Origin of the sequence: Hymenobacter sp. 15J16-1T3B (genome assembly GCF_020711235.1) — a bacterium.
In the GTDB taxonomy this organism is placed as follows: domain Bacteria; phylum Bacteroidota; class Bacteroidia; order Cytophagales; family Hymenobacteraceae; genus Solirubrum.
In genome coordinates this window covers 1-22,880 of the sequence record NZ_JAJFAV010000006.1, presented here as the reverse complement: position 1 = coordinate 22,880, position 22,880 = coordinate 1, and the positions used below count along the sequence as shown (strand labels likewise).

The window sequence follows — 22,880 nt, the reverse complement described above, 5'->3', positions numbered from 1 at the left end:
ATAAAGTCGGAAACCGGGCCGGATGTTTACTCCGCACCGGCCGCGGGCGGCTCCGGCGCCGCGGCGGCGGCCTGAATGCTGGCCGTCAGCTGCTCGTAGAGCGCCTGCCAGCGCGGGTGCGCCGCCAGCGCCGCCGTGTGGGTAGCAATAGTGGCCGCGTCGCGGCGGATGGCCGGGCCGGTTTGTACCTGAAAAGGCGGGTTTTGCAGGGCTTTGTCCACGGTTTCGCGCACCAGCGGGGCCAGCAGGTCGGCGGGCAGCTCGGCTTCGGCCAGCAAGGCATCGGCCACGCCGAGCAGGTGATTGGTGAAGTTGCTGGCAAACACAGCCGCCACGTGCAACTGCCGGCGCTGGGGCGTGCCCACCAGCAGCACCCGTTGGCTGAGCGAGGCCGCCACCGTTTGGAGCACGGCCAGGCCGGCCGCGTCGGCAGCTTCCAGGCACAGCGGCACCTGCGCCCATTCGATGACGCGGCCGGGGCTGAAGGTTTGTAGGGGATAGAACACGCCGCCGCGCACCTCCGGTCGGGCCGCAAACAGGGCCAGCGGCAGCGCCCCGGACGTGTGGGCGACCAGCGCCCCGGATGGCCAGCGGGCCTCCCCCAGCACCCCGGCCGCCGCGTCGTCGGGCACGGCCAGCAGGTAGAGGTCGGCCGCGGGGGCGCGGCGCAGGTCGGGCGCCGCGCCGTGCAGGACGGCGGCACCTAACGGCGCGGCGACGGCCGCGGCCGAGGCGGCCCGGCGGCTCCAGACGGCCACCACCCGGTGGCCGGCATCGGCCAGGGCCGGGGCCAGCTGGGCAGCCACGCGGCCCGCACCTAACAGGGTTATTTTGAGGGAATCAGGCAAGAGCCGACAGCTTAAATGCGGAAAGAACGGCGGAATTTCGCATTTTGTAGCGTCAATACGGTGCGCATACCGCTTGACCGAGCCTTCGTCTCACTTTTTTCTCTTCTTATTCACTCACCCCTACTCACACCCATGGTTTCTTCTAAACGCGTTGCCCGCCGGGGCAACTGGCGTGGCTTGGCCCTGCTGGGTCTGCTGTCGCTGGCCGGTACCGCTGCTTCGGCACAAACCCTGAACTACACCGTGCCCCTCGTGCAGAACGTGGCCGGCACCTACACCGATCTGGCCGCTACGGGCACCGTCATCAGCACTACCAGCACCGACGACGCCAACTCCACGCCCCAGAACATCGGCTTTGCCTTCAACTTCAACGGGCAGTCGTTTACCCAGTTCATTCTGAACACCAACGGCTTCGTGAAGCTGGGCACGACGGCGCCGAGCTCCGCCGCGCTGTTCACGGCCGACAACGCCCCGCAGACCGGCGGTCCGATCAACAGCATCAACGCGGCCGACGCGAACCTGATCATTCCGTTCAACCTGGACCTGGAAGCTGGTTCGGGCACCGGCGGCGCCGAGTACCGCGTGGCCACCACCGGCACGGCCCCGAACCGGGTATGCACGATTCAGTGGAAGAACGTCAGCGACAAGACGGGTACCGCAGTAGCCAAGCAGTACGCCAATATCTCCTTCCAGGTGAAGCTGTACGAAAGCACCAACGTTATCGAGTTCGTGTACGGCTCGGCGGTGGCCAGCACGCTCACTTCGAACCCGCACTGGGCCACGGCCGGCCTGAAGGGCACCAGCCCGCTGCAGGGCCAGGTTATTACGGCCAGCAAGGCGTCGGTCAACGCTTGGTCGACGACCACTTTCAGCGACCTGCCCTACGACGGCACGACCAACGCGCTGAACATCCGCAACACGGTGCTGCCGGACGCCGGCCGCACCTACCGCTTCTCCCCGCAGTACGCCAACGACATCGAAGTACAGCTGATCTACTCGGCCACCAAAGTACCGCTGACGGGCGGCGGCGGCCAGGTGGTGCAGGCGGTGCTGCGCAACGTGGGCACCACGGCCCAGACGCTGATTCCGGTAACGCTGAGCGTATCGGGCGCTACGACCTACTCCAACACCCAGGCCGTACCCTCGCTGGCAGTTGGCGCGCAGACCACCGTCAACTTCGGCACGTTCTCGCCGGCCGCGCTGGGCACCAACAACATCACGGTGAGCCTGCTGGCCGACGACAACGCGGCCAACAACACCAAGACCGTTACGCAGCAGGTGACCAGCAACACCTACAGCTACGAAAACGGCACGCCGGCTAACTCGCTGGTGGGCATTCAGCCTACCAACGCCACCGGTGCGTTCCTGAGCAAGTTCAACCTCTCGGCCTCGCGCCAAATCAGCGGCGCCAACATCTACCTGGTGAGCAGCGCCACGGCGGCCAACACCACGGTGGGCCGCACGGTGTTTGCCCTGGCCCTGGATGCAGCCGGCAACGTTGTAGCCCGCTCGGCTGACTACGTGGTGCAGGCCACGGACCTGAACGCCTACAAGGCTTTCACGTTCACGACCCCGGCCACGCTGGCCGCTGGCAACTTCTACCTGGGCATTGGGGTGGTGAACCCCACCGGCAGCGTAATCTTCTACCCGGCCGCTTTCCAGCTGGAAAACCCGACCCGCACGGGCGTGTTCTACAGCCTGGCCCCGATTAACTTCACCGGCGCCAACACCCCCGGCGATATTGCCTCGCAGAACTTCGGCATCCTGATGGTTGACGCTATCTTCAACACGACCACGGGCGTGTCGAAGGCGCTGGAATCGGCCATCAACGTGTACCCGAACCCCTCGAACGGCGAGTTTACGCTGGACGTGCGCGGCGCCAACGCCACCCACGGCCTGCAGCTGGAAGTGACCAACCTGCTCGGCCAGCGCGTGCACACGGCTTCGGTGCGTGACAACGTGTCGACGCCGGTTAACCTCTCGCACCTGGCCAAGGGCCTCTACACCCTCAAGGTTAGCGACGGTGCCCAGTACATGATGCGCACCATCAGCATCACCAAGTAAGGATTCCCTTCACTGGTTGTTGCCAACGGGCGGCCCGCTAACGCGAGCCGCCCGTTGTTTTTTGCCCCGCTGCCGGCGCCGCGTCCTGGGTTCCGCGTGCAGCATCGGCAGCATCGGGTTAAGCACTGTTGATGCGCTATCGGCCTACACACGGCGTACGGTAGCTTGGCCTAGGGGACAGCCTGCTCAGCGCGTACATCCGCATTTAACCGTTGCGCGGCCCTTTAACAGCGGCATTGAGGAGGAAAGCCGGTCGGATGGCCGCGGCGAGCAGCTGGTGCTGCCCCTGGCGCCCGGACCTTACGCCCGGCTCATGACCATTTAAACGCGCCACGGGCCGTCCGAGTGGTCGGACGGCCCGTGGCAGCGTGGTAAGCGAGCGGGCTGTTAGGCCACCTGCACGTGCTTGGCGTTGCGCGGAGCTTTGCCGGCCGGCGCGGCCTTGGGCTTGCGCCCGCGTTGCACCACGGCCATGCCGAAGCCCAGGCCCATAAGCAGCGTGCCGCTCCAGAGCAGGTTGATGAAGGGCTTTTCCATGGCTTTCAGAATGACGTAGTCCTTCTGGGTGGTAGCCACGCCGAAGGTAAACTTGCCTTTCTGCGGGTCGATTTCGTCGAGGGTGATGCGCAGGCCCAGGTCTTCGATTTCGTCGGCCACGCGGCCCACCATGCCGTTTTTGACAAGAAAGATGGGGTGCACGTGGTACTGCCGGCCTTTCTCGCCGTAGACGATGATGTCACCCTGCACGGCAATGTCGTCCTTCGAGAGGCCCAGCCCGGCGGTGTTGTGCGCGGGCTCGGCGTTCTTGAACACGGCGAAGTAGTCGTTCAAGAACAGCGTGTCGTTCATGGCCACCGAGTACTTCTTGGCTTCCGACCAGTCCTTCTCCTTGTTCGGATCGGGCACCGACGAAATGTGCGAGTAGATGTCGTGGTCCCAGAACAGCTTGATGTCGGGCGAGGCGAGCAGACCGCCCATTTCCTCGTTGGCCTGAGCGCGCGGGAAGAGCACGAACTCCTTGCCCGACTTGGTGTCCTTGTAGTTGACGCGGTAGTAGGTGTCCTCAGGACGTACTTCCAGCGTGTCGCCGGCTTTGTAGTAGGTCTTCTCCCCTGCCTTGATTTCGCCGCGGGCAATGGCCTTGTATTCGTCGTTGGCGACGGGGAAGAGCAGCTCCTTGTTGACGTATTCCGGCACGCCGGGCACATCGAAGTACTGCCCGGTGTAGGTTAGCTCGTACTTGCCCATTTTGGCCACGTCATTGCGCCAAAGCAGCACGTTGTCGCGGTTCAGCTCCTCCGAGAATTCGCGCGAGTAGAGCAGACCGGAGGTGTTCTGCGAAATAATCTTGGAATAGCCGGCGGAGGCCAGGATGCCCAGCAGCATCAGCGCAATGCCGATGTGCGACACGGCACCGCCCGAGAGGCGCACCCCGCGGCGCACCAACTGGATGAGCATGCTCACGTTGGCCAGCAGCCCGAACAGGCCGCAGGTCAGCAGGGCAATGTAGGGCAGCGACATCTGATGGTCGCCGTTCTGGCGCACCAGCAGGATGACGAGGCTGGCGCCGAGCAGGGTCAGAATGGCCGGGATGGTGAAGGTGGCGCTGACGGTTTCCTTGTCGTTGCGCTGCCACCACATCAGCTGGGCAATGCCCGAAAACAGGGCCACGAACACGCCCAGCCACAGCTGAATTTTGGTGTAGTGGGCAATCTGGTCGGCGGGCAGGGCCAGGTTCGACTTCACGCCGAAGAAGCCCACAATGGCGTTGTAGACCGGAATGCTGGTGGTGACGAGCACCTGGAAGGCGCCCAGGCAGAGCACCGTCGCGCCAATGAACACCCACAGCTCGGGGTGGTACATGGTCAGCTCTTTCTCCGACACCGGAATCTGCTTCCAGCGCCACACCAGCAGGGCCACGCTCAGCACCACGAAGGCCAGCAGGTACACCAGCAGCTGGCCCGAGAGGCCCAGGTCGGTGAAGGAGTGCACCGAGGCGTTGCCCAGCACGCCGGAGCGCGTCAGGAACGTGGCGTAGAGCACCAGCAGGAAGGTGGTTACCACCAAGCTAAAGGCGGTGCGCAGGCCGGTTTTGCCGCGCTGCCAGAGCACCAGCCCGTGCAGGGCTGCCACCAGCACCAGCCAGGGAATGTACACGGCGTTTTCGACCGGGTCCCAGTTCCAGTAGCCGCCGAAGTTCAGCGTCTCGTAGGCCCAATAGGCACCCATCATGATGCCCACGCCCAGCACGCCGCCGCCCACCAGGCTCCAGCGAATGGCCTGGGGCACCCAGGTGGTCAGCTGGTTTTTCCAGAGCGCGGCAATGGCGTAGGCAAAGGGCACCAGCGTGAGGGCGAAGCCCAGGAACAGCGTGGGCGGGTGAATCACCATCCAGTAGTTTTGCAGCAGCGGGTTCAGGCCGGTGCCGTCCTGGGGCACAAAGTCGGGGTTGAGCTTGTAGACCGGCAGGTCGGGCATGAACTCCTTCATCAGAATGAAGGGCGAGGAGCCCAGCTTGATGCCGCCCAGCATCACGCCCAGAATCATGGACGTGAGGAACAGCTGCACGAAGGCAAACACAGCCATAACCGGCGCCTCCCACTGTTTGGCGCCGCGAATCAGCCAGAAGCCGATGAGCACGTGCCAGAAAATCCAAAGCAAAAATGAGCCTTCCTGGCCTTCCCAGAAGCAGGAAATCATGTAGTACACCGGCAGGTGGTTGCTGCTGTGCGACCAGGCGTAATAGTACTCGTAGCGGTGCCCGTGAATGATGCCGAACAGCGCCACGATGACGCCCAGCACGGCCACGCCATGCACCAGGAACGCACCGCGCCCCAGCCGTTGCCACGAGGCATCCACCTCGCCCAAAGCCCGGCCGCGCGCCGCCATAAAATACCCCAACGCGGACACTACCGCCGCCACGAAGGCCACGATAACGCCCAAATGTCCCCAGTCGCCGATGTTCATGCTTTCCTCAATGGCCAGTGCGCAAGCCCGTCAGCGGCCCGCGGCCGCCCGGCTCCTTGCTCACCGGTAGTTGTATTGTTTAGTTGATCGACGCCGTAGCGCCTTTCACTTCCTTCTCCACGTACTTCGACGGGCACTTCAGCAGAATCTTGTCGGCCACGAAAATGTCGTTGCGCATGTTGCCGGTGATGACCACCTGCTCCGACTTGTCGAAGTCCTGCGGTTTCGGGTTGTAGTACACCACCTGCTGCTGCACATGGTTGGTATCCACCAGCATGAAGGCGAAGTAATTCGGGTCCAGCGTCGGGTTGTACTGCATTCCGACGATGTTCTTTTGCGCGTCGTGGGGCAGGCGGCCTACCACGTGCACCTTGCGCAGGTCGCCGTCGGCGGCCAGTTCCTTGGCTTCCTTGAACGAGACGTATACCGAGGCGTCGCCGGCGGTGGCCATGACGATGCTGATGGCAATGGCAATGACCACGAGGGCCAGCAAATGAGTTTTTTTCATGGTGCTTAAGACAACAGCAGCCGGGAAATAGGACCGGCTACGCGGCAGCCAGCCCGTTGAAACAACTACAAAGGGCAGAAAAAATCCGGCCCCTCGAAATGATTTTCGTTAGTCGCGCAGCTCCCGCTCCAGGCGGCTCACTTTGCGGTCGATGCTCACCAAGTAGGCCAGCAGCCCCACCACGATGACCACGATGACGGCCACCACCACGTAGATTTTGCCGTCCTGGCGCAGCTGGTCGGCCATTTCGGGGCCGGCTTCGGGCGCTTGGGCCAGGGCCGAGTAGAGCGGCAGCAGCACGGCGGCCAGCGCCAGCAGGGCGCGGCGCGAGAACTGGTTAAGCCAGTTGTTTTTCATACAGCTTGTGTTTGACGAGGGCCAGGCGCACCGACACGTTGGTAATCCAGACGCCGAGCAGCGTCCAGGCAATGACGGCCGGGTAGAACACCAGGCGCATGTTGTTGTCGAGGTCGTACTTGCTGAAACCCGGGTTGCCGCCGGCGCCGGGGTGCAGCGAGTCGGTGAGGCGGGGCAGGATGAACAGCAGGGGAATGGCGGCGCAGAAGGCGAAAATGTTGTAGACGGCCGAAATGCGGGCCCGCTGCTGCTCGTCGGTAATGGAGGAGCGCAGCACCAAGTAGGCGCCGTAAATCATCACGGCCACGGCGGCCCCGTTCAGGCGCGGGTCGGCCGTCCACCAGGTGCCCCAGGTATACCGGGCCCAGATGCTGCCGGTAGCCAGCCCCAGGCAGGCCATCACGATGCCGGTGACGGCGGTGTGGTGGGCCAGCACGTCGAGGCGGTCGGAGGGCTTGCGCAGGTAGCGCACCGAGTACACCACCGAGGCAAACAGGATGATGGTCATGCCGAACCACATCGGCACGTGGAAGTAAAGGTTGCGGATGGTTTCGTTGAGGATGGCCAACCGCGGCGCGTGGCCGAGCAGGCCCATCACCACGGTGTAGAGCAAAAGCACCACCGTCAACACTTTCCACCAGGCGTTTTTCATGTTCGGTATCGGGTATTAAGGACTGCGTAGGAAGGCGGCGCGGGGCCCCGGCATCAGGCAGTATCCCTACCCGATACCAACCATTCACTACCAGGTCAGGTTCGCCACAAAAACGGGTACAACAGGTACGACACGGCCACGACCAGCAGGCTCAGGCCCCCGAGCATGTAGAGTGGCTGCGGGGAGGCGTCGAGGCCGTCGAGGGCATTCTTGGCGGCTTTGATGAGTTGGAGCAGAATGGGAATGACCACCGGAAAGCCCAGAATCGGCATCAGCGTGTTGCTGTTGGCGGCTTTGGCGGCAATGCCCGAAATCAGGGTAAGCGCCGTGGCAAAGCCCACCGCGCCCAAGGCCACCACCAGCACGAAGCGGGGCACGTCCTGCACCGGGTTGCCGAGCACGACGGCATAGGCCCCGAAGGCCAGCAAGCTCAGGCCCAGCAGCAGCAGCACGTTGTAAGCAATTTTGGCCAGGATCATGGCCTCGGGCCGCACCAGGGTGTAGTAGTAAAGCAAGCGCCCCCGGCTTTCCTGCAGGAAACTCTTGCCCACCGCGTTGATGGCGGCAAACAGCAGAATCACCCACAACAGCGCGTTCCAGGCCGGGGCCGGCAGCTGCCCGCCGCGCACGAAGCTCAGGTAGCACACGTACACCGTGCTGCCCACGTAGAGCAGCATGCCGTTGAGGGCGGCGCGCTGCCGCCATTCCAGGCGGAAGTCCTTCTGCATCAGGTACCAAATCTCGCGGAGCAGCTGCACGGGCAGTCGGGTGGTTTGCGGGACTGCAAAGATACAACCCAGCGGCCGGAAAGGGGACGTTGCCGCTTGAATATGTGATACTGAGCATCCTACAAAACAACGAGCCGGCTCCCTGCGGGGGCCGGCTCGCTCAATGATGTTAGGCGCTGACTGCCAGTTTACAATTGCCAGGTAGTTGATGGCAGGCTCAGGAATAAATGCTGAGTATTTGACGGACGCCTCGGTTTCCTGGTCGTTACCTGGCTCTACCGTCGAGTTATTTTACCAGCAGCCGCCCGGTAGCGGTGCGTCCGCCCTGTTCGGCCCGGTACAGGTACAAGCCCGCTTTCAGGTCCGTCAGCGGCAGGGCGGCCCGGCCGTCGGCGGTGGCCGTGAGGGTGCGCTGCTGCACCACGCGGCCGGCGGCATCCAGCAGCGACACCTGCACCCGCCCGGCGGCCGGCGCCTGCAGCGTCACGGCGTCGCGGGCGGGGTTGGGGTACACTTCCAGCGCCAGCGGCCGGGCCGCGCGGTTGGCTAGGATGCCCGCGGTCCGGAACGGCCGAAAATCGACGAAGCCGAAGGTGGCGTTGTCGACGTTGTGCACGATGTGGGCTTCCACATCGGCCGCCACGCTCGTGCCCCACCAGTTGTTTTCGGCCCAAATGGTGTCCGTAGTCGCGTTGTTGTTGTAGAGGTCGTACACCACGCCCCCGTTGCCGTTGCCCAGAATCGAGTTGAAGCCGCGGTCGGTGGTATCGGTGCTGGCCAGGTGGCCGAAGCTGATGCGCGGGCCGCTGGTGGCCGTGGTGCCCGACTTCACGATGGTGACGCCCCAGAGGTTGCCGCGCAGCACGTTGCGCGACACCACGCCCGTCTGCGACTGGCTGCCGGTGAAGTTCAGCCCGCTGCCGCCGGTGTTGGCGTTGGCGTTGGTGTTGTTATTCTCGATGATGTTCTGGGTGATGTAGACGGCGAAGTTGGTGGCCGTCACCGTCAGGCCGTAGCGGTTGTTGCGCACGATGTTGCGCCGCACCACGGCCTTGCTCACGCTGGCGCCGCCCAGCAGGTTCGACAACCCAATGCCGCCGCCCATGTTGGTGGCCGCGCCCCCGCCGACCACCAGGCAACGCTCAATGTAAATGGTGTCGGTCGTGCCCGGGCCCAGGTTGATCTGCGGGTAGTTGCCGTTTTCAGCGTTGTTGACGAGGAAGCGGCAGTCGCGGATGATGGGCGAGGTGGCAATGTTGGCCGGCGTGATGATGCCCGAGCGGGCGTTGCGCTCGAAGCGGCAGCCCTGCACCAGCGCCCGGTTGCCCGACAAGCTCAGCGCCCCGCTGCCGATGCTGCGCGTGCCGCCGGGCGTGCTCAGCGTGGCCACGTTGCGCCGAATCACGCAGTCAACCAACTGCAGATTGGCTCCGTTGGCCCGAATACCGGCGCTGTACTCCACGATGGTGCGGCGCAGGCGCGAGCCGCCGGCCGTGCTGGAAAAGCTTAGGGTGTGCCAGGGCGTGGCCGTGTTCTGGGCCGTAAACTTCACCGAATCGGGCGGGTTGATAAGCAGCGTCCCGTCGATGTACACCAGCGCCAGGGCCGCCACCCGGATAGTTTCGTTGGTGGTGATGCTCAGCGTGTCGGTAGGGGCCAGCCGGATGGTGTCGTTGATGCGCCATTCGGTGCCGTTTGGGGCCACGTAGGCGGCGCCGGCAACCGTGCTCAGCTGCGCCAGCGTGTAGCGCCGGCCGGTGCCGGCGGTCTGGAATTGGGCCTGCGCCGCCGCGGCCAGCAGCAGCGCCAAGGCGCACAGTAGGAGTCTTTTCATAGCAATGTGGGTGTGTTGGGTGAGTTGCAAAGAAACACAACTGCCCTCAGCCGCGCCGGTTACCCCGATTTTTCGTCCCTAAAAACGCCGCCGGCCCCGGCAGACTACGCTACCGGGGCCGGAGTTAGAAGGAATACAGTTGCTGAATGGCTAGAAGTCGTAGCCCAGCGAGAGGTAGAATTTCGGGCCGGTTTCCTTGCCGTCTTTGCGGGCCCAGGCCACGTCCAGCTTGGTGTAGAAGCCCAGCATGGTGGTGCGCATGCCGGCGCCGTAACCGATTAGGAAGGGGTTCTGGAAGTTGGTCACCGTGCCCGAGAAGGCGTTGCCGTTGCCCCCAAACAGCTCGCTGTTCACCGAATTGTTGAAGTTGAACGGGTTGGCGCCGCGGTAAGCCGTGCCGGCGTCGGCGAAGCCCGTCAGCTGCAGGTTGCGGAAGAAGCCCGAGTAAATCGGCTTGCGCGAGAAGTACTGGATGATGGGCACGCGCAGCTCAGAGTTGAAGAGCACGTACTTCGGGCCCGAACGGGCGTTGTAGTTGAAGCCGCGCAGGTTGGTCACAAATTGCTGGTAGAAGAAGTCGGCCGGCGACTTATCCCCTTGCGGCTCCACTTCGCGGCTGTCGTCGGTGCGCGAGTTCAGCCAGTTGTCCATGCCGCCGAGGCGGAATACCTTGGGCGCGTTGCCAAAAAACTGCCCGTAGCTGGCGCGGTTGGCCCAAATGATCTGCCGGTGCACCTTTTGGTAATGGCGCAAGTCAACGTAAATCTTGCCAAAGTCGCCCTGGGAGTTGTTCAGCTGGTCCAGCTTGAGCACGCCCACCTTCATGCGGGTGCCCTCCAGCATGTTGACGCCGGTGGCAATGGAGTTGTCGAACACCAGCTCGCCCGAACCGCCCACAAACTGGTCGCGCCGGTCGGTGGAGCCCAGGTCGTTGAGGTTGGAATAGGTGCTGTTGACGTAGCGCAGGTTGCCGCGCACGCTGATGTTGTGCGAGAGCGGGTACGAAATGCCCGGCGTCACCTCGTAGCGGCCCATGTACACGTTGGGCGAAAGGTCGTTGGCGACGTAGTAGCTCTGCTTCTGGAAGCCAATGCTCCAGTCGTAGCGGTGCTTTAGGTTGGTGTACTCCGCGTACATGCTGCTGGTGCGCAGGTCCGTCAGGGCAAAGATGCCGGCCCGGATGCGGTGGTCCTCAAACAGGTCCGACATCGTGGCCTGCCCGATAAAGCCGAAGCCGAGCAGTGGGTCGTTGTAGATGGTCGACACCACATTGTCGAGGCTGAAGCGGGTGTCGTAGCGCATCGGACCGGTTACGCCGGGCGTGACGGCCGTGGGCTTTTGCACCACCGTCGGGGCCGTGCGCCGCTGCCGGGGCCGCGGGGCGTCTTCCTCAAATTGGTAGTCGCTCACGTTTACGTTCTGATCCTTGCCGCGGGCCGGCGCGGCCTGCTGGTTCGAGCCCGCGTTGCCCCCCGCCGCGTTGCTGCCCGCAGCACTGGTGGCCGGCGCGCCCTGCGGCTTGGGTTTCGGGCGCGTTGCGGCGGCCGAGCGGTCCTCCAAGATTTCCTGGCGGGCCGTCTTGCTCAGGGTCAGGTACTGCGGCAGCTCGTACTTCGGATAGGCGTACACGAAGTCGCGGGCGCGGTCGGCGGCCACAAAGCCCAGCGCCCCCGATTTCGGGTTGTAGTCGAAGCTCTTGACGTTGTTGAGGAAGCTCGTCACGGGGCTGCGCTGCCGCGTGGTCAGGTCGTAGCGGTACACGCTGCGCACGCCGCTTTCCTCGCTCAGGAAGAGGATTTCCTTGTCCGACAGGACGCGCGGCCGGGTTTCGTTCGAGATGGTCGCCACCAGCTGCTCCACCGGCTGCGCCGAGCCGTCGAGGCGGTAGCGGAACAGGTCGTAGTTGTTCACGACGCCCTTGAAGGAGCCCTTGGCCGTGCCGGCCGAGTCGAGCCAGCGGTTGGAGCTAAACACCAGCGACTGGCCGTCGGGCATGAACACCGGCTGCACGTCGTCGAACACGTCGTTGGTCAGGCGCTCGGGCTGCCGCGAGCCGGCGCGCAGCAGGTACAGGTCGGCCTGCCCGTTGCGCACGCCGCTAAACGCCAGGGCCTTGCCGTCGGGCGAGTAGCCCATGCTCAGCACCTGCGAGTAGGGATTGAAGACGCTGCTGCCCCGGTCGCCGATGAACGGCAACGACTCTTTCAAGCGCACCACGGACCCGAACGGGCCGCTGTCGGCCGAGCGCAGGCGCAGCACCATTTTGCCGCGTGATTCTTCGGCAATGGCCAGCTGCGCGCTGTTGCGCCAGGTCAGCACCGGCAGGCGGCGGTCCACCTCCTGGTCGGGCGACTTGTAGCCGCCCGCAAACACGAGGTGCTTGCTGGAGCCGTCCACGTTGGCCACGTACACGCGGTAGCGGCCGCGGTCGGTGGTGGTGAAGGCGAGGCGCTGCCCGTCGGGGCTGATGACGGGCTCGTTGAAGCTGCTGTTGCGGCGGTTGCGGTGCAGCACCAGGTGCTGCTCGTCGGGCAGCACGAAGGCGGTTTCGGGTTGGGCGTTCAGCTGACGGTAGTAGCCCATCCAGTCGCGCAGGAATTGCTTGTACGGCACGTTCAGCGAGGAACTGATGCCCGTTTCCACGTCGCGCGTGATGCGCGTCAGGTTCAGGATGTTCTGGATGCTGGTGTAGCCGTAGCGCTCGGCAATGTAGTTCCACACGCTCTGGCCGGCCAGCTCGGGGTTGCGCAGGAAAAACTGGGCCGCCTTGTCCTTTTCGACCTTCTGCGTCATGTCGCGCATGTAGTCGTCCATTTCCACGCTCCAACCCTCGGCGGCGTAGGCCGAAGCCCCGCTCACAAACCAATCGGGCAGCTGCAGCAGGTAGCTGCTCTGGATGACTTCCTTGAGCGAGCCGCCGTACATCATGTCGTTGAGCAGCACCTTAGTCACCTGGTAGCTCAGGTCGCGCTTAAACAAGGTCTGCTGGCCCTGGAAAGCCAGCTGCACCTTGGTCATGCGCAGCAGCGAGGTTTCGCCGCCCATCTGGTACTTGTCGTCGTTCAGCCCGATGTTGCTCTGGCGCAGGTCGCCCACCGAGTTGTAGAGCATCACGGTGGTTTTCGAGTACGGGTAGTAGCCAATGAGCGAGGTGATGCGCTGCAGCTCCTGCTCGGCGTACTCGGCCGCGCGCCGGGCCGCCGCCTCCCCGCCCTGGTAGTAGTACACGTTGAAGTTGGCCGTGCTCAGCAGCTGCCAGTCAAAATTCTTGTACTGGATGCGGGTGCGGCCAAAGCTTTCCTGCGCCGTTTGCGCCTGCACTGCCTCCGTCGAGGTCAGAAACACCAGCCCCAGGGCCGGCAGGCTCAGCATGCCCCAGCGCAGGCGGGGCGTCAGATTGGACAAGTGCATCATAACGGCTGCAAAAAGGCAGGTCGAAGAGAGAAGGTCAGGCGGGCGTGGCAGTCGGCGGCAAGGTAACCGGATACAACGCCTGATAACGAATAATATTGACTTCCGGCCATAGTTCCGCGCCGGTTTCGAGGGCCTCGGCCAGCAGCTCCGCCAAGCGGGGCGCCAGCAGCACGCCTTTCGAGCCCAGCCCGTTGAACACGGCCAGCGCCGGATGCGCCGGGTGCGTGCCCAACAGCGGTTTTCGGTCGCGCACGGCCGGCCGCACGCCCGCGCGCTGACCCGTGATGCGGAAGGGCACCGTGGTCAGCTCGCGCAGCCGCTGGCTTAGCTCCTCGCGGGCTTCGGCCGTGGGCTCGGCGCTAAACGGGGGCCAGCGGTACGTCGCCCCCACCCGCACGCGCCCCTGGCCGAGCGGTACCACGTAGGCGCCGCGGTTGAGCACGTAGTCGGTGGGCAGGTCGGGCGCTTCCACGTCGAGCACTTCGCCTTGGTTGGGAGTTACCGGCAGCCAGCCGAACCACGGATTGGCGGTGACGGCGGCGCCTTCGCAGAACACCACGCGCCCCACGCGCAAGCCGGGGCCGTAGCGGGCGCCGGATGCATCGGCAACAAGCAGCTCCGGCACAAAAGTTTCGGCGCGCAGTTCCCCGTTTTTCTGCGCGTCCTCGGCTAGCACGTCAAGCAGCGCGGACGTGTCGACCCAGCCGCCGTGGCGCAGCTCCAGGCCGCCAAAAGGCTGTTCGATGCCGGGTATTGCGGGCAGGGGCTGTGCGGGGTCGGCCACGTAGTCGCCCCAGGGGTGGCCGGCCGAGCGGGCCAGCACGTCGTTTTGCTCGCGCACCGAACTGAACAGCTTCAGAATGGGCGCTTCGAAGTACAGCCGCCGGCCCGATTCGGCTTCGAGCTGCTGGTAAAACTGCCGGGCGGCGGGCAGCAGGTCGTTGATGCGCCAGGCCAGGGCGAACCGCTTGCCGGCCACGGGATTGATGAGGCCGGCGGCCACGCGGGTAGCCGAGTCGGGCTGGTGGGCATCGAGCACGACCACGCGGCGGCCGCGCTGGCGCAGGGTGCGGGCCAGGGTGGCACCGGCCAGGCCGTGGCCAATGATGAGGTAGTCGGCGTAAGCTTGCATTCCGGGCAAAATACGCACTTTGCCCGACGGTACGCGGCCGATTGCGTAACTTACCCTCCCGTTCCCTGCCTGCCCTTGCGGCAGGCTTTTCCCTTTCTGCATGACCGTTTCGGGCTTTACGTTCAACGCCTTTTCCGAAAATACTTACCTGCTCCACGACGCCACCGGCGCCTGCGCCATCGTCGACCCCGGCTGCTACGAGCGGCGGGAGCAGCAGGCCCTGCAGCAGTTCATCACCGACAACAAGCTCCGCGTGGAGCTGCTGCTGAATACCCACTGCCACATCGACCACGTGTTCGGCAATCAGTTTGTGCTCGACACCTGGCCCGGCACGCCCTTTCTTATCCACCAAGCCGACCTCGCCACGCTGCGCGCCGTGCCGACGTACGCGCCCAACTACGGTTTTCCGCTGTACAACCCGGCCGAGCCTACGGGCTTTCTGACGCCCGGCGAGCCGCTGCGCTTTGGCGAGACCGAACTGGAAGTGCGCTTCGCGCCCGGCCACGCGCCCGGTCACGTGGTGTTCTACCACGAGCCAAGCAAGGTTGTCATCGGCGGCGACGTGCTCTTCCGCGGCAGCATCGGCCGCACCGATTTGCCCGGCGGCGACTACGACACGCTGATCCAGAGCATCCGGGAGCAGCTGCTCACCCTGCCCGACGAAACTACCGTGTACCCCGGCCACGGCCCCGCCACCACGGTGGGCGCCGAACGCTTGTCCAATCCTTTCCTGCGCTAGTGTATTTTGCCTGATGGCTATCAAAAACCACCTGCCCAACGCCCTTACCTGCCTGAACCTGCTCTGCGGTTGCGTGGCGCTGAGCTTGATCCTGGCTTACGACCCGCGCCAAACGGCTGCGCCCGATTGGCAGCCGCTGGTGCAGGCCGCTTACCTGATTGGTATTGCCGCCATTGCCGACTTCTTCGACGGCTTGGTGGCGCGGGCCCTGCACGTGTCCTCCCCCATCGGCAAAGACCTCGACTCGCTGGCCGACATGGTGTCGTTCGGGGTGGTGCCGGGCGCCATTCTTTTCAAGCTGCTGCAGCACGTGCTGCCGCTGACTGCGCTGCCTGAAAGCCTGGCCTACCTGGCCTTCACCGTGAGCATCTTCTCGGCCCTGCGCCTGGCCAAGTTCAACAACGATACCAGGCAGTCCGATTCCTTTATTGGCGTGCCGACGCCGGCCAACACCATGCTGATTGCCTCGCTGCCGGTGATTCTGGCCTACGACTCCTTTAACGTGGGCGGCCTCATCCTGAATCCATGGGTGTTGCTGGGCCTGGCGTTCTTGATGTCGGGTCTGCTGGTGGCCGAGCTGCCGCTGTTTGCCCTGAAGTTTAAAAACTTCACCTGGCAGGACAATTCGCTGCGTTTCGTGTTTTTGATCTTGTCGGTGGTGCTGCTGGCGGTACTGCGGGCCGCGGCGGTGCCGCTCATCATTCTGCTCTACGTGCTGTTGTCGGTGGTGCGACTTCCAGCCAAAGGATAAGGAGCGCACAATATTTTCCCACTCAGCTAGTTGTATAGGCCGATAACTGAACGCTACGGCCGGAACGATTGTTGAGGGGTCCGCCGGAAGCTTCGTCCGCCAACATCACACCACGCTGTTTATCTAGCTTTTATGCGGTTTTCTACTTCGTTGCTTTTGTGGGTGCTTCTCGGGCTAAGCTGGCAGGCCCAGGCGCAAACGCTGGCTCCACAAGTTACCCTGGATTGGAAAGGCCAAGAGCTGATTTTCCCGACCGGCAGCCGGGGCGTGTACGTACCGTCATTTAAAGGCGCCGTTTTCGCCAGCGGCCAGCGGCTGCCCGCCGTGAGTTTGTACTTGCCGGGTTACATCACCGACGTCCAGCTGCAGGACGCACGCTACGCCCCCTTTACCGCGAAAGAAGCCGCTGCTTTTGCCGGCGCGGCCGAGCCGGTGCAGCAGTTCACGCTGCGCCACGGCACCGAAAACCGCCAACCGGCCACCATTGCTCAAATGCCGGCCGTGCGCCGCAACAGCCAGACCGGCCAGCTGGAAAAGCTCGTCAGCTTCGGCTACACCACCCGCACCGGCACCGCGCCCCAGGCCCGCACCACCAGCCGCAACTACGCCCAACGCTCGGCCCTGTTTGCCGGCGACTGGTACAAAATCGGGGTGACCAACAACGACCTGGGCACGGGCGGCGTCTACAAGCTCGACAAGAACTACCTGCGCAGCCTCATGGGCCAGGCGGTGCAGAACATGGATCCGCGCAAGCTGCAGCTGTTTGGCTACGGACTCGGCATGCTGCCGCAGGCCAACAGCACCGAGCGCCCCGATGACCTGGCGGAAAACGCCATCTACTTCGCCGACAACGGCAGCAACAACGCCACCTTCGACGACGACGAGTATTTTCTGTTCTACGCCCGCGGCCCGCACACCTGGTCTTATTCTGCCAACGACCAGCGGTTCCGCCACGAGCTGAACATCTACACCGATACTACCTACTACTTTCTTACCGTCGGCGCCACCAACGGCCGCCGGGTGGCAACGCAGCCCGCCGTGAGCGGCACGCCGACAGCCACCATCACCGAGTACACCGACCACTTCTTCTACGAGCGGGAGTTGGTCAACTTGCTGAAGTCGGGCCGGCAGTGGCTGGGGGAAGGGTTCAACCGCGACGCGCAAAAGGAATTCACGTTCTCGGGCATCAACAACCTGGTGCCGGGCGCCCCCCTGAAGCTGACGTCTTCGGTGGCTGCCACGTCCTTGCCGGGCCGCACCACCACCTTTACCATTACGCTAAACGGCACCAGCGTGGGCATTCCGCAGGCGGTGCGCGGCGTATTCTGCGACCCGACGCAGGGCGCCTGCTACGCCGAAGCCGCCATTGGCGACCTGACGACCTACACCACGACGGCGCCCGCGTCCGGCTCCGATTTGCGCGTGGGCATGACCTACAGCGGCTCGTTGTCCGACGCTGCAGCCACCGGCTACCTCGATTACCTGGAAATCCAGGCCCGGCGCCGCCTGCAGCTCAGCGGCCGCCCCATGGAGTTTCGCTCCCTCGACAACCTGGCGCCCAACGCCATCAGCGCGTTTGAGGTGCAGAGCGCGCCGACCAACTTGGTGGTGTGGGACGTGACCAACCCGCGCCTGGCCCAAAACGTGACGCACAGCAACGGCCGCTTTCTGGCGCAAACCAGCTCCCTGCGCGAATACGTGGCCTTCACTCCCAACGGCAGCTTTGATACGCCCCGCGCCTTCGGCAAGGTGGCCAACCAGAACCTGCACGCCCTGGGCTTGACGGCCCCGGTCGACCTGGTCATTGTGACTCCGCCCGTGTTTCAGGCCCAAGCCCAACGCCTGGCCGACCACCGCCGCGCCCACGACCAGCTCAACCCGCTGGTGGTGACGCCCCAGCAGATCTACAACGAGTTTAGCTCCGGCGGGCAGGACATCACGGCCATCCGCGACTTTGTGAAGATGATCTACGACCGGCGCGCCGGCCAGCCCGGCCGCCTCTACGTGCTGCTCTTCGGCGATGCGTCCTACGACTACAAGTCGGATGCCCAAAACGACGCGGCGCAATTGCCGGGCTGGTGGCGCAACCGCCAGCTGCGCGACGCCGACAACCAGAACTTCATCCCGACCTATGAGTCCTTTTCGTCATTCGACCGCATCTACCTGCTGCCCTCGTTTTGCTCCGACGACTACTTCGGATTCCTCGACGACGACGAAGGCGAATGGGCCGAGTCGGATGGCAGTGACCTGATGGATGCCGCCGTGGGCCGCCTGCCGGTCCGCTTTCCGGTTGGGCAGCCCAACTCGGCTGCCGAGGCCGTCACGATGGTCGACAAGCTGATTGCCTACGATTCCCCCGTTACGCAAGGCAAGTGGCGCAACCGCGTCACCTTCGTGGCCGACGACGGCGACGAAAATATCCACTTGGGCAACTCCGAAGCGCCGGCCAACCTGCTGGTGAACACGCGCCCGGCGTACCAAGTCAACAAAGTGTACCTGGACATGTACCCGCAGCAGAGCAGCGCGGCTGGGCAGTCGTCGCCCGCCGCCAGCGCCGCCCTCGACGCCTCCATTGAGCAAGGCTCCTTGATGGTGTCTTACGCTGGGCACGGCGGGCCCCGCGGCTGGATGGATGAGAAAATCCTGACCAATAACTCGGTGCTGGCGCTGCAGAACACCGAGCGGCCTACCTTCATGTTCACCGGCACCTGCGACTTTGCGTGGTACGACGACCCCGGTTTCACCTCGGCCGGGGAACAGCTCCTGACCGACACCCGCGCCGGCGGCATTGGCCTGTTTACCACCACGCGCTTGGTGTACGCGGCCAACAACCAGGCCCTGGCCAATGCCTTTATCCCGGCTCTGTTTACCCGCAACAGCAGCACCGGCAACTGGCCCCGCCTGGGCGACGCCGTAGTGGCGGGCAAAAACGGCGACGGGGTGGACGTGCGCAACCGCAACTTCACCCTGCTTGGCGACCCGAGCATGCGTTTGGCCATGCCGTATTACACGGTACGCGCCACCCGCATCAGCGACGCCCAAGACCCGGCCCACGCTTCCATCGATACCATCCGGGCGCTGCAGCAGGTACGCCTCGAAGGCGAGGTCGTGCATCCCGTCACCTCGGCGCTGCAAACGTCGTTTAATGGCCGGGTGCAAGTAACCGTGTACGAAAAGCCCTCCACGGTACTCACCCTCGGCAACGAAAGCGACACGGCCCGGATAAGCGTACAGAAAGACGTGGTGTACGACGGCAAAGCCACCGTGCGCAACGGCCGCTTCCAGGTGCAGTTTGTGGTGCCCAAGGACATCAACTACAGCTTCGGCTTCGGCAAAATCAGCTTCTACGCCGCTGATTCGACTCAAAACATCGATGGGCAGGGTGCCAACCCGCGCATTTCCATCGGCGGGGCCAGCGCTACGGCTCTGAACGACACCATTCCGCCCGATATCAAGTTGGCCATGGACACCGAACAATTCGTGTTCGGCGGCCTCACCAAGCCCAACACTACGCTGCTGGGCCGCTTCAGCGACGACAACGGCATCAACACGGCCGGCACCGGCATCGGCCACGAATTGACGGCTACCCTCGACAACGACGCGAGCAAGGTGACCGTGCTCAACGAATACTACACGGCCGACACCGACAAATTCACCAGCGGCCGCGTCAGCTACCTGTTTAAGAACCTTACCGTTGGCCCGCACGTGCTGCGCGTGAAGGCCTGGGACACGTTCAACAACTCCGCCGAAAAAGAAGTCGAGTTCATCGTGGCCCGCGACGAAAAGCTGGCCCTGGAGCACATTCTGAACTACCCCAATCCCTTTGCCGGCCACACCACCTTCCATTTCGACCACAACCGCTTTGGCGACGCGCTCGATGTGCAGGTGCAGATATTCACTGTGTCCGGCAAACTTGTGCGCACCCTCACCGCGTATGTTGCCGGCAGCCAGTCGCACGTCAGCGCTATTCAGTGGGACGGCCGCGACGACTACAATGATCAGCTGGCCCGCGGCGTTTACGTGTACCGCCTGAGCGTGCGCACCCCGCGCGACGGTTCGCAGGTCAGCAAATTCGAAAAGCTTGTGCTGCTGAATTAACGCCAGCTGCTTTTCTTCACCTCCGCTTTTCCCGACTCTTCCCTTTCGTTTATGCTTTTTCCGAAACCGACGGCTTCGCGTTGCTTGCTCCCGGCCCTGCTGCTGGGTTGCGCCACCGCCGCGCACGCGCAGCAAGAGCCCAACACCATCACCACCGCCGTTCCGTTCCTGACCATCAGCCCCGATTCGCGCTCGGCGGCTCTTGGCGACGCTGGGGTGGCCCTCTCCCCCGATGCCAACGCGGCCTACCACAACGCCGGCAAGCTCGGCTTCGAGGCCAACCCTTACGGCCTGTCGGCTTCGTACTCCCCGTGGCTGCGCAACGTCACCGACGATATGAGCATTTCCTCTATCTCGGGCTACAAGAAGTTTGGCCAGCGGTCTGCGCTGGCGGCTGCCATTACCTACTTCGACCTTGGGCAGATTGACTTCCGCAGCGCGACCAACCAGCCCGACGGTACTTTCAACCCCAAGGAATACTCCATCAGCGTTTCTTACGGCCAGCAACTGAGCCAGTACTTCGGCTTGGGTGCCACGGCCCGGTACATCCGTTCCAACCTCACCGGTAGCCAGATTCAGGACAGCCGCCCCGGCAACGCCGCCGCCGTCGACCTCGGTGCTTACTACACCCGCGACGTGACCATCGGCGCATCGGACTACAACCTGTCGTTTGGCGCCGCGGTGGCCAACATCGGCAACAAGATTAACTACACCAAAGCGGATCAGGCCGACTTCCTGCCTACCAACCTTAAAATTGGTACGGCCATCACGCGCGAGCTGGACGCCTACAACAAAATCACCCTGACCGTTGACGCCAACAAGCTGCTGGTGCCCACGCCGTACTACATCGACGGCAAAGCACCCAACGACCCGGAAGTGGTAGCCAAGAACAACGAAATTGCCAACAAAGGCATTGTTAGCGGCATCTTTAGCTCGTTCAGTGACGCTCCCGGAGGCTTCAAGGAAGAAATGCGGGAAATCAACCTGTCGGCCGGCGCCGAATATTGGTACAACGACCTGCTGGCGGCCCGCGTAGGCTATTTCTACGAAAACCCTAAGAAGGGTGACCGGCAATACCTGTGCTTGGGTCTGGGTCTTCGCTACCAGGTGTTCGGGGCCGACGCCGCTTACTTGGTGCCGAACTCCAAAGCCAACCCCTTGGCCAACACCATTCGGGTTTCCCTGCACTTCAACTTCAACGGTAACCAGGGCGGCTCAGTAGCTCCCTCCGAGGACACGCCCTCAAACTAATTCTGGATGCTCAACCGTCTAGCTCCCCCCCCGACCCGGCCACTTGGCCGGGTCGATTTGCCTTCGGCCACTGTGTCGCAGTTGCCCAACGGCGCCCGTTTGCACGTGCTGCCCCATGAGGCTCAACCCGTGGTTCGTTTGCAGGTAGTAGTGCCGGCTGGCCGCTGGTACGACCCCGCCCCTGGCACCTCACTGCTCACGGCTCGCGCCCTTCTAGAAGGCACGCGCACGCGCTCGGCGCGCCAGATAGCGGAAGAAGTAGCTTTTTACGGTGCCTCGCTCGACTGTGAGCAGGGTTTCGACCGCGCCACCCTGACATTGTATTGCCTCTCGCGCCACCTCAGCAAATTGCTGCCGCTGGTGCAGGACGTATTGCTACACGCCACGTTCCCGGCGGAAGAGCTGGAGCAAATCAAGACGCGCACCATTCAGAACATCCGCGTCGAACGGCAAAAAACCAGCTACCAAGCATCCGAACGATTCGCGCGCAACCTCTACGGCCCGCAGCATCCCTACGGCTCTGTGTTCGACGAAACTACGTTCCGTGACATTCACTCCGACGCCGTAACTCAGTTTTACCGCCAAGCCTACGGGTTGTCACAGGCCGAAATATTTGCTTGTGGTGCCTTAGAAGATGAGCACCTACGGCTTATCAGCGACTTGTTTTCTGTTTCCACAGCCGCTTCAGCTTTGCTCGCAGATAAGAGCGCCGCTCCGACGGCGCCTGGTCCGATAACAGACCATGTTACCGTTCCTGATAGCTTACAAGCGTCAATTCGGATTGGGCGCCTGTGGCCCGACGCTCAGCATCCCAATACTCACCAACTGCAAGTCTTGGTAAAAGTACTGGGCGGCTATTTTGGCTCGCGACTGATGAAGAATATCCGCGAAGACAAAGGTCTCACGTACGGTATTTACGCCAGCATCGCTCAGCGTGAACACGCCAGTTCCTGCGTCATCGGCTCCGACGTTAATGCCGCCAACGCCCCAATAGCCATTCAGGAAATACACCACGAGCTGCTTCGCCTACAGAATGCGCTGATTCCAGAAGACGAATTGGAAACCGTCAAGAGCTACATCCAAGGCAAGTTTCTGAATGAGCTAGGTACAGTGTTCGAACAAGCCGATAAATACCGTTCCATCGTTCTACTAAATCTTCCACTCGACTTCTACAGCCGTTTTCTATCCGAAGTCGAAGCGGTTCAGCCAAGTCAGTTGCAAGAGCTTGCTCAACACTACTTATCCCCTTCTGATTTCGTCCACGTCACTGCAGGTCCTGCCGCCTAAGCTTATTAAGAACAAAAAAGGGTCACAGCAATGTGACCCTTTTTTCATGCTTTGCAGAAAATCATAAGGACAACTCGTGGGTAAAGATATATTCGCTAAGCAGATCTAATGTAGACTATCGAATTCCGTAGATCAGTGCACTCGGTTAATCTTAAGTGGCGCATAAAATGCCGGCGGCGCAGCAGGCGCTGGTGGCGGCGGCGGAGGGGGCGCAGGCGGGCATCAGCTGCAACGAGCAGCTCACGCGCGA

The 22,880-nt window shown here is 63.2% G+C and carries 15 protein-coding genes; 6 read left to right on the top strand and 9 right to left on the bottom strand.

What is annotated here, in order from left to right; genetic code table 11:
• Positions 1–26: 26 nt before the first annotated feature.
• Complete coding sequence (locus LJ737_RS11605) at positions 27–848, bottom strand: Rossmann-like and DUF2520 domain-containing protein (RefSeq protein ID WP_227765812.1); 822 nt, start codon at positions 846–848, stop codon at positions 27–29.
• Positions 849–980: 132 nt separating this feature from the next.
• Here LJ737_RS11605 and LJ737_RS11600 point away from each other — a divergent pair, with 132 nt between their 5' ends.
• On the top strand, positions 981–2,912 hold the full coding sequence (locus tag LJ737_RS11600; protein WP_227765811.1) for an NIDO-like domain-containing protein: 1,932 nt from the start codon (positions 981–983) through the stop codon (positions 2,910–2,912).
• A 387-nt stretch (positions 2,913–3,299) separates the two neighbouring features.
• On the opposite strand, the gene ccsA is transcribed toward LJ737_RS11600, so the two are convergent.
• The 8 genes from ccsA to LJ737_RS11560 form a co-directional block, all read right to left on the bottom strand.
• Positions 3,300–5,879, bottom strand: coding sequence for a cytochrome c biogenesis protein CcsA (gene ccsA, locus LJ737_RS11595; RefSeq protein WP_227765809.1), 2,580 nt, complete (start codon positions 5,877–5,879; stop codon positions 3,300–3,302).
• Positions 5,880–5,958: 79 nt separating this feature from the next.
• Positions 5,959–6,387 carry a cytochrome c maturation protein CcmE domain-containing protein gene (locus LJ737_RS11590; RefSeq protein ID WP_227765807.1) on the bottom strand — a complete coding sequence of 143 codons (429 nt, stop codon included), beginning with the start codon at positions 6,385–6,387 and terminating at the stop codon, positions 5,959–5,961.
• 108 nt (positions 6,388–6,495) lie between these two features.
• On the bottom strand, positions 6,496–6,744 hold the full coding sequence (locus LJ737_RS11585; RefSeq protein ID WP_227765805.1) for a CcmD family protein: 249 nt from the start codon (positions 6,742–6,744) through the stop codon (positions 6,496–6,498).
• Entirely contained in the window at positions 6,725–7,396 is a 672-nt protein-coding gene (locus LJ737_RS11580) for a cytochrome c biogenesis protein (protein ID WP_227765803.1), read from the bottom strand. The genes LJ737_RS11585 and LJ737_RS11580 overlap by 20 nt, the downstream gene beginning before the upstream one ends.
• A 95-nt stretch (positions 7,397–7,491) precedes the next feature.
• On the bottom strand, positions 7,492–8,124 hold the full coding sequence (locus LJ737_RS11575; RefSeq protein ID WP_111480760.1) for a heme exporter protein CcmB: 633 nt from the start codon (positions 8,122–8,124) through the stop codon (positions 7,492–7,494).
• Positions 8,125–8,410: 286 nt separating this feature from the next.
• On the bottom strand, positions 8,411–9,958 hold the full coding sequence (locus LJ737_RS11570) for a T9SS type A sorting domain-containing protein (RefSeq protein WP_227765801.1): 1,548 nt from the start codon (positions 9,956–9,958) through the stop codon (positions 8,411–8,413).
• Between the two features lie 150 nt (positions 9,959–10,108).
• A complete protein-coding gene (locus tag LJ737_RS11565; protein ID WP_227765800.1) occupies positions 10,109–13,372 on the bottom strand; it encodes a hypothetical protein in 3,264 nt (1,087 codons plus the stop codon).
• A gap of 34 nt (positions 13,373–13,406) precedes the next feature.
• On the bottom strand, positions 13,407–14,504 hold the full coding sequence (locus LJ737_RS11560; protein WP_227765798.1) for an NAD(P)/FAD-dependent oxidoreductase: 1,098 nt from the start codon (positions 14,502–14,504) through the stop codon (positions 13,407–13,409).
• 100 nt (positions 14,505–14,604) lie between these two features.
• Between LJ737_RS11560 and LJ737_RS11555 the strand changes: the two genes are divergently transcribed.
• The 5 genes from LJ737_RS11555 (at position 14,605) to LJ737_RS11535 (ending at position 22,630) form a co-directional block, all read left to right on the top strand.
• Positions 14,605–15,243 carry an MBL fold metallo-hydrolase gene (locus tag LJ737_RS11555; protein WP_227765795.1) on the top strand — a complete coding sequence of 213 codons (639 nt, stop codon included), beginning with the start codon at positions 14,605–14,607 and terminating at the stop codon, positions 15,241–15,243.
• A 13-nt stretch (positions 15,244–15,256) separates the two neighbouring features.
• Positions 15,257–15,994 carry a CDP-alcohol phosphatidyltransferase family protein gene (locus LJ737_RS11550; protein WP_227765794.1) on the top strand — a complete coding sequence of 246 codons (738 nt, stop codon included), beginning with the start codon at positions 15,257–15,259 and terminating at the stop codon, positions 15,992–15,994.
• Positions 15,995–16,126: 132 nt separating this feature from the next.
• The gene (porU, locus tag LJ737_RS11545) at positions 16,127–20,092 is read left to right on the top strand and encodes a type IX secretion system sortase PorU (protein ID WP_227765791.1); all 3,966 of its coding nucleotides are present in this window, start codon (positions 16,127–16,129) and stop codon (positions 20,090–20,092) included.
• A 51-nt stretch (positions 20,093–20,143) separates the two neighbouring features.
• Positions 20,144–21,343, top strand: coding sequence for a type IX secretion system outer membrane channel protein PorV (porV, locus tag LJ737_RS11540; RefSeq protein WP_227765790.1), 1,200 nt, complete (start codon positions 20,144–20,146; stop codon positions 21,341–21,343).
• Between the two features lie 72 nt (positions 21,344–21,415).
• Positions 21,416–22,630: a M16 family metallopeptidase gene (locus tag LJ737_RS11535; RefSeq protein WP_227765788.1), complete on the top strand. Its 1,215-nt coding sequence runs from the start codon at positions 21,416–21,418 to the stop codon at positions 22,628–22,630.
• The last annotated feature ends 250 nt before the right edge of the window (positions 22,631–22,880 follow it).

What these genes read in the sequence shown, in the direction of transcription:
- porU (WP_227765791.1), top strand. Translation starts at nt 16,127, where the DNA reads ATGCGGTTTTCTACTTCGTTGCTTTTGTGGGTGCTTCTCGGGCTAAGC.
- LJ737_RS11585 (WP_227765805.1), bottom strand. Translation starts at nt 6,744, where the DNA reads ATGAAAAACAACTGGCTTAACCAGTTCTCGCGCCGCGCCCTGCTGGCG.
- ccsA (WP_227765809.1), bottom strand. Translation starts at nt 5,879, where the DNA reads ATGAACATCGGCGACTGGGGACATTTGGGCGTTATCGTGGCCTTCGTG.
- LJ737_RS11600 (WP_227765811.1), top strand. Translation starts at nt 981, where the DNA reads ATGGTTTCTTCTAAACGCGTTGCCCGCCGGGGCAACTGGCGTGGCTTG.
- LJ737_RS11565 (WP_227765800.1), bottom strand. Translation starts at nt 13,372, where the DNA reads ATGATGCACTTGTCCAATCTGACGCCCCGCCTGCGCTGGGGCATGCTG.
- LJ737_RS11555 (WP_227765795.1), top strand. Translation starts at nt 14,605, where the DNA reads ATGACCGTTTCGGGCTTTACGTTCAACGCCTTTTCCGAAAATACTTAC.
- LJ737_RS11570 (WP_227765801.1), bottom strand. Translation starts at nt 9,958, where the DNA reads ATGAAAAGACTCCTACTGTGCGCCTTGGCGCTGCTGCTGGCCGCGGCG.
- LJ737_RS11575 (WP_111480760.1), bottom strand. Translation starts at nt 8,124, where the DNA reads ATGCAGAAGGACTTCCGCCTGGAATGGCGGCAGCGCGCCGCCCTCAAC.
- LJ737_RS11590 (WP_227765807.1), bottom strand. Translation starts at nt 6,387, where the DNA reads ATGAAAAAAACTCATTTGCTGGCCCTCGTGGTCATTGCCATTGCCATC.
- porV (WP_227765790.1), top strand. Translation starts at nt 20,144, where the DNA reads ATGCTTTTTCCGAAACCGACGGCTTCGCGTTGCTTGCTCCCGGCCCTG.
- LJ737_RS11560 (WP_227765798.1), bottom strand. Translation starts at nt 14,504, where the DNA reads ATGCAAGCTTACGCCGACTACCTCATCATTGGCCACGGCCTGGCCGGT.
- LJ737_RS11580 (WP_227765803.1), bottom strand. Translation starts at nt 7,396, where the DNA reads ATGAAAAACGCCTGGTGGAAAGTGTTGACGGTGGTGCTTTTGCTCTAC.
- LJ737_RS11550 (WP_227765794.1), top strand. Translation starts at nt 15,257, where the DNA reads ATGGCTATCAAAAACCACCTGCCCAACGCCCTTACCTGCCTGAACCTG.